Below are 5257 nucleotides of genomic sequence, written 5' to 3'. Positions count from 1 at the left end.
CAAACGCGATTCCCCTGGGGGACACCGCGGACTGTCTGGACCACTCGGTTCCGGCTGACGTTCGTGACGCCCTTGGTCCGGCGGCAGCGTCGGGATCGCGAATACCACCGAGTCATTCGCGCTCGGCCCCAATCCGGCCGAATGTTTGATTTCCGGCATGGTAATTTCTGCCGCACCAAAAGAGTTAATAAGCTACCGGCGCGGTCTCGACAATCTGGAAGCTACCGGGAGAGGCGATCGACCGATCGGACGGATGTCCCAGGACCTCCGATTCCTGAGGTCTCGCCGAGGGGTTTCCGGAAGCCGATGGTTGAACAGGTTGATCTTCAGGTTCAACATCCACGGCGATTCTATGCCTTCCGGGACGGTGGCTTGGTCCGCATACAAATGCGATGCGTCGTTCGATGTCTCGGGGGCGATCTCGTCCTCGACGATGACGGTAAGAATCGGTTGCAGGGGTAAGACGGTGAATGTTTTCGAGATCGATACTGCGCTCGTGAATGATTACGAGCAATTCGCGCGGTCTTTCACCGAAATACGTGCGCCGGATATCCGCAGCCAGGTCGAAAACATCTATTCGAGCGATCGCTTTTGGCCTGAGCCGCTGATCAGCATCAATCCTCGATTCGAGCGCGGGGAGTCGATCGATGCCTTGGTGAGGTCCGGAACCCTCCACGAGGCGACGGCTGCGGTTTTTCGCATAGACGCTGTCCCGCTCACGCTCCACCGGCATCAGACCCAAGCGGTTGCAAAAGCGACCACCCGGCAGAGCTTCGTCGTGACGACCGGAACGGGATCCGGCAAGTCGCTCTGTTTCTTCATTCCGATCATCGATGCTGCCATACGTGCTCGCGCGCGGGGAGAACCGGCACGGACACGCGCGATCGTGATCTATCCAATGAACGCGTTGGCCAACAGCCAACGCGACGAGATCGAGAAATTTCTTAGGCAATCAGATCTTCCAACCAACCTGCGTCCGACCTTCGCGCGCTATACGGGCCAGGAGACCCGCGTCTGCATCCCGAACGGTGGGTCCGAATGCGCGACGCCGAAGCGATCGTGCGCCGCTGGCTGGTTCGCGCCTCGCTGTTGCAGTTCCTGGATGTCGTGGAGGAAAAGGCAGAGCCCGGGATGTGGATTCCCAGGCGGGCGTTCTGGGAGGCTGTTTACAAGAAAGATCTGATCCGCGATGCGTGGGTGGTTTTCGATGGTGGCGGGGCGCAGCGCGCAAGGCGTTCGTTCGGCAACGAGCTTCGGTTCGCGACCTTCTCCGGCGTCACGCCCGGGCAGGCCGTTCTTATACTGGCCATCGGAACCGGCCTCGTGGTGGAGTGGAGCTTCAGCGGAAAGTGCATCATCTGGGAGCAGGCCGACGCTCGCGACGCGCCGAGGCTTTATCAGCCGACATACCGCCCGGGGGACCTGCGCCATCGCACTGCGACCGATGATATCGACAAGCCGGTGTTCGCGATCTCTCACATGGGGTCCGAGTCTTATAATTGGCAACGGAAGGTCGCTGCCAAGCTGACCCGAATGACCGGCGTGCGGCTGACGCAGGCGGACTACGCGTACAGACCATGACCATCATGTTCACCACGAGGCACGAACCGGATCGCATCGTCGTCTCCGCGCAGGAAAAGCGGCTCCTGTCACGACGGAGCATTCCGGTCGCAGAATGGTCGCTCGCCGGCGGATCGGACGGGATCGCGGCAGCCTGTCTGCTGGGGCTCGTGGAGCGTGGCGACGCGACCGCTTCCGAGACCGCCGTCATGCTGACGCACCGCACGGCCGCCCGGTTGCCGGGCCGGGTCGCCGAGGCGATCGGACTTCCTGGTGTGGCGTCCTTGGCCGTGACGCTGTCGTTCGAGGGCAATATCGGAACTGCGGGATGCCGCATCCGGACCGAGTGGCAGGAAAACAACTCCAGGCTGGTGCGCCCCGTCCGACAGGGCATCATCGTCACCTGGGGCGAGCGGAAGGGGCGCTTGTCCGCAGCCCTGCTCGATCTCCTCGAGGCCGTGGATGACTTCAATGCGGTGTCGTCTGGATCGGATGACCAGAGGATCACAGCGTGGCAGCCCGTTCAGGAGGCGCTTCGCAGGACCACCGACCAGGCGGTCAGGGCCGACGGGTTCCTCGGCAGCCTGACCATCTATCAGGCCGGCTCCTTTGCGCTCGATGTGCGCGAGACGAGAGACGGTCCTGACTTCACGCCGGTGCTGATGTCGCGCGCCAAGGCGATGTCTCTCGAGGACGATGCGCCGGTCGCCGACGGCGAGGACGATGAGGGGCCGTCGGCCGAGGCGGTGCTGCGCAGCGAGAGCGCCGATGCGCTTCTGCCGCCCATGCTGCAACGGGAGTTCGAGAAGCAGTATTTCGGCGGCGCATCGGGTGCCCGGGATGCCTACGTGTTCCGGAAGAACACCTTCGTGGTCGTCGATCCGGATCTGAAGCTCGGTCTCGACGTCGTCCGCCGCAAGCGATCGGCCTCGGCCGACGAGCGGCGGGCGTTCGTGCGCAACCCGCGTCCGGCGCTCGCCGAAACGCTCGAGCAGGCGGGGCGTGTGGCGCCGGCGGTGAGCTTGTTTGTCGAGACGGCACAATACTCGGATCGGGTGCTCGGTCTCGGCGTCTGGGATCCGCCGAAGCTTCCGTGGCTGACCCGGCGCGCCGGCCAGTGGCTGCCCGAAGCGGCACCGGACGACGTGCAACGACGTTCGCCGGACAGCGCACCCGAAGCCGGCCCGGCCGGCGCCGACGAAACGGGTGCCGCACATTCGCCGAGGTCAGCTGACGACGCGCGCGACGCCGAGCCCCTGGCGGGCGGAGAGCAGCTCGCGTCTGCGGACGGCGATCCAGGATCGTCGGCATCCGATGGACGTAGCACCGTGGAGACCGGCACGTGCACGGCGGGCGATCGGCAGGTCCTGCAGATCAAGGCGAACGTGGATGGTGTCGAGTATCTGCTCGAGCACCCCCCACGGACTGTTCGTATCGAACGTGCTCTTCCCTATGATCGGCTGGGCGACACGGCCGCCAAGCCACACCAGGAAGTGGGGTTCGACTGGCTGATCCGAGCCTGGGCGGCCGGTTGGCCCGGCGTCCTGCTCGCCGACGACATGGGGCTCGGCAAGACCTTTCAGGCCCTGGCCTTCCTCGCGTGGCTGAGGAAGAACCAGCAGGCGCCTGGCCGTGGCCCGGAGCCGCCGCGGGGCCCGATCCTCGTCGTCGGACCGACCGCGCTGCTGCGCAACTGGATCGCCGAGGCGGAGAAGCACCTCGCGCCCGGCGCACTCGGCGAGTGCGTCGACGCGTTCGGTCCCGGTCTGGCACGAATCCGGCGGCGCAGAACCGCCGATTGGACCCCGGAAGACTCGGTGGATACCGATACGCTGCGCAGCGCCGGATGGGTGCTGACGACCTACGAGACCCTCGCCGACAATCATCGCGCCTTCGCCCGTGTCGGGTTCGCGGTCGCCGTGTTCGACGAGATGCAGAAGGTGAAGGCTCCCGGGACGATCAACACCCATGCGGCGAAGGCGATCAACGCGGACTTCGTGCTCGGCCTGACCGGAACCCCGATCGAGAACCGGATCGAGGACCTCTGGTGCATCATGGATCGCATCGCGCCGGGCTATCTGGGCGACCTCAAGGGGTTTTCATCGCGCTACGGCGGGGAGGACGCCGACACGCTGACAGAGCTCAAGGGGCGGCTCGACCTGCCGCGCGGAGCGACGCCGGCCATCATGCTGCGGCGGATGAAGGACAGCATCCTCGAAGGACTGCCGGAGAAGACCGTCAGGTCGCATCCGGTCACCATGCCGCCGCCGCAAGCGGAGGCCTATGCCGCAGCCGTGGCGGCCGCCCGCAATGGCGACCGCGACCGTGGCGCGATGTTGAAGGTCATTCACGCACTCCGCGGCATCTCGCTGCATCCGGACGGAGCCGGAGATGTCGACCCTTACGATCCCGTATCGGTATCGGCCTGGGTGGCGCGATCGGCGCGATTGTCGCAGGCCGTCTCGATTCTGCGCGATGTTCGAAGCCGATCCGAGAAGGCGATCGTCTTTGTCGAGGATCTGGCGGTCCAGAAGGCGTTCGCCGCGGCATCCGTGCCGCTGTTCGGTCTCGCCCGGGAGCCTGCGATCATCAACGGGTCCGTCCCGGGAGAGAAACGTCAGGCGATCGTCGATCGTTTCCAGAAGGCCCCACGAGGCTTCGATCTTCTGGTCCTGTCGCCGAAAGCTGCCGGCATAGGGCTGACCATCACGGCCGCCAATCACGTCGTCCATCTGAGCCGATGGTGGAATCCGGCCGTCGAGGATCAGTGCAACGACCGCGTCTATCGGATCGGCCAGGACCGGCCTGTGACCATCCACGTGCTGCTCGCGACGCACCCGGAGTTCGGCGATGCGTCCTTCGACGTGACGCTGGACAACCTCCTCAGCCGCAAGCGCGCGCTGTCCCGCCACATGCTCGCCCCGCCGGTGCAGGAGAGCGATATCGATGTGCTGTTCGGCGCCGTGGTAGCCGCCACGCTGCCATCGGACGTGAGACGGTAAAGCGTCGACGACCTCGCACCACCGACTTTCGCCGACAGCACCAGAGTCACAATTTGCCCGGCGACGCGACCACGTAGGTTTTACCGACCCTCCGCCTTTGAAGAACGGCATTGACGGAGGCGAGCCGCTTGGCCTGGGTTGCATGGTCGGCATTGAAGTCGTGGCGAACGACGACGCTTCGCGGCGGCCCCCAGGCGCCGAAGCCCTGGTCCAGAACGATCGTCGCAGTGCGCCCATCGGCGAACTCGATATCGAGGAAGCGACCGTGCGGTACATCCTTGTGCAGCACGGAAACTCGGATCTCGCGCTGCTTGCCCAGCTGCTCGATCACAGTTCGCTGGTCGACCCCGTCCTGCCAGTCGTGGCCGATCTGCCAGGGAGCACCGCGAGAGCCGGCGAAGCGCGGAGGCTGAGTTTCGATGAAGAGCGCCGCTGATGCGTTGCCCGATTGCGCGAACACCAGCTACATCGTGTCGATCAGCAAGCGCGCCACCAGTGGCGAGCACACATAGGCATCTTGGTAGGACGCGCGGGAGATGCCGTCCCCTGGCCAACTGCCACATTGCGTCAGCAGTATTGGAAGGCCGCGGATCGTGCACGCCCTTCTCGGATCAGCTTCGAGCACGCCGCGATGCTTTGGGCCGGCGCTTTCTCTGCGACTTCGCACTCGTCCCAAGTGCCGCGCGGCGATCAAG

At 65.0% G+C, this 5257-nt stretch carries 4 protein-coding genes and 1 pseudogene; 3 read left to right on the top strand and 2 right to left on the bottom strand.

Annotated elements, in window-relative coordinates; all coding sequences use genetic code 11:
* Window positions 1-157: 157 nt before the first annotated feature.
* From ABTU92_RS28785 to ABTU92_RS28775, 3 genes and pseudogenes are all read left to right on the top strand, one after another.
* Window positions 158-952 (top strand): annotated as a pseudogene (locus ABTU92_RS28785) (DEAD/DEAH box helicase); the annotation flags it as partial.
* An 86-nt stretch (window positions 953-1038) separates the two neighbouring features.
* A complete protein-coding gene (locus tag ABTU92_RS28780; RefSeq protein WP_408094993.1) occupies window positions 1039-1581 on the top strand; it encodes an EH signature domain-containing protein in 543 nt (180 codons plus the stop codon).
* Complete coding sequence (locus ABTU92_RS28775; protein WP_408094992.1) at window positions 1578-4562, top strand: DEAD/DEAH box helicase; 2985 nt, start codon at window positions 1578-1580, stop codon at window positions 4560-4562. The genes ABTU92_RS28780 and ABTU92_RS28775 overlap by 4 nt, the downstream gene beginning before the upstream one ends.
* A gap of 46 nt (window positions 4563-4608) precedes the next feature.
* Here ABTU92_RS28775 and ABTU92_RS28770 read toward each other — a convergent pair whose 3' ends face one another.
* Window positions 4609-5022 (bottom strand): hypothetical protein, encoded by a 414-nt coding sequence (locus ABTU92_RS28770; protein ID WP_408094991.1) that lies wholly within the window; start codon window positions 5020-5022, stop codon window positions 4609-4611.
* A gap of 3 nt (window positions 5023-5025) precedes the next feature.
* Window positions 5026-5257: hypothetical protein (locus ABTU92_RS28765; RefSeq protein ID WP_408094990.1), on the bottom strand; the 232-nt coding region annotated here is incomplete at its 5' end.

The sequence above is a fragment of the Rhodoplanes sp. SY1 genome (assembly GCF_046000175.1).
Classification (GTDB): domain Bacteria; phylum Pseudomonadota; class Alphaproteobacteria; order Rhizobiales; family Xanthobacteraceae; genus Rhodoplanes.
The sequence above is the reverse complement of the archived record's forward strand: the minus strand, read 5'-3'. Positions and strand labels throughout refer to the sequence as shown.

Coding starts and splice junctions, on each gene's coding strand:
- ABTU92_RS28780 (WP_408094993.1), top strand. CDS start 1,039: ATGCGCGACGCCGAAGCGATCGTGCGCCGCTGGCTGGTTCGCGCCTCG.
- ABTU92_RS28775 (WP_408094992.1), top strand. CDS start 1,578: ATGACCATCATGTTCACCACGAGGCACGAACCGGATCGCATCGTCGTC.